Genomic DNA, 1077 nt, shown 5'->3' with positions numbered 1-1077 from the left:
CATCCGCGCGGGACGAGATTTATGCCGAAACGGTGGGAATATCAGCGGCAAGACTGGCGACAATCGGCCCGGTGTGACAGTCTGCGCGGGCGACCGGGGGCACCGGCACCGCGCGCACCGACAGGAACCGAGATGATGCCGATCCGCTTTGCCGTTCCGCGCCGCCTGGCGATGGCTGGCGCCGCCGCGCTGCTTGCCGCCACGGCGTTTGCGCCAACCGCGCCGGCACTGGCCAAAGACCCCGTGGTCGGCCAGCCCGCCCCGCCGTTTGACCTGCGCCTGATCGATGGCACCAAGCTGTCGCTCGCCGATCTCAAAGGCCAGGTCGTGGTCCTCAATTTCTGGGCCACCTGGTGCGGCCCGTGCAAGGCGGAACTGCCACTGCTCGATCAATATTATGCCCTGCAGCAAAAGCACGGGTTGCGCGTGTTTGCCGTGACGACCGAGGATTCACTGCCCAATTACCAGCTGAAAAAGCTGTTTGCGGTCATGCACATTCCGGCGGTGCGCACGCTCAAGGGGCCCTATGCCCCACTCACCGGCGTGCCGACCAACTTCGTGATCGATCGCGCCGGCGTGGTGCGCTATGCCAAGGCCGGCGCCTTCGATCTCGATGATCTCAACAACGTGCTGGTCCCCTTGCTGCGCGAGGCGCCGCCCCAGGGTTAGAGCGCCGTAGGGTTAGGGGATCACCCCCGCCTTGACGCATTCACCGCGATGCTGCGCGGCAACGGCCTCGTTGATCTGCGCCAGGGGATAGGTCTTGATCAGCCGATCGAACGGGAAATGCCCGGCGCGATAAAGCGCGACGAGTTCGGGGATGAAGCCCTGCAGGTCGCTGTCCCCCTCGATAATCCCGATCACGCGATGGCCGAACGTGATCATGCCGGCAATGTTGATCGCCAGGGCATCTTCGGCGCGCGGCGGCACGCCGACCAGGCCCAGCGCGCCCCGGCTGGCGAGGCTCGCCAATGCTGTTTCCATCACCGCCGCCCGGCCGCTGCTTTCCACGGCGAAATCCACGCCATCGGGCAGCAGCGCGCGGATCGCGGCGGCCACGTCACCCGCGCCCGGGTC

2 protein-coding genes are annotated in these 1077 nt (G+C 66.6%); one reads left to right on the top strand and one right to left on the bottom strand.

Annotated features, from left to right (window positions below):
• Positions 1-132: 132 nt before the first annotated feature.
• A complete protein-coding gene (locus H926_RS0120570) occupies positions 133-669 on the top strand; it encodes a TlpA disulfide reductase family protein (RefSeq protein WP_022677949.1) in 537 nt (178 codons plus the stop codon).
• A gap of 12 nt (positions 670-681) precedes the next feature.
• Here H926_RS0120570 and H926_RS0120565 read toward each other — a convergent pair.
• Positions 682-1077: zinc-binding dehydrogenase (locus tag H926_RS0120565; RefSeq protein WP_022677948.1), on the bottom strand; the 396-nt coding region annotated here is incomplete at its 5' end.

The organism is Novosphingobium sp. B-7 (assembly GCF_000410615.1).
GTDB classification, from domain to species: Bacteria; Pseudomonadota; Alphaproteobacteria; order Sphingomonadales; family Sphingomonadaceae; genus Novosphingobium; species Novosphingobium capsulatum.
This window is presented reverse-complemented; position numbering and strand designations above follow the sequence as displayed.

Excerpts from the sequence above, each read along its gene's own strand:
- H926_RS0120570 (WP_022677949.1), top strand. The coding sequence starts at position 133 with ATGATGCCGATCCGCTTTGCCGTTCCGCGCCGCCTGGCGATGGCTGGC.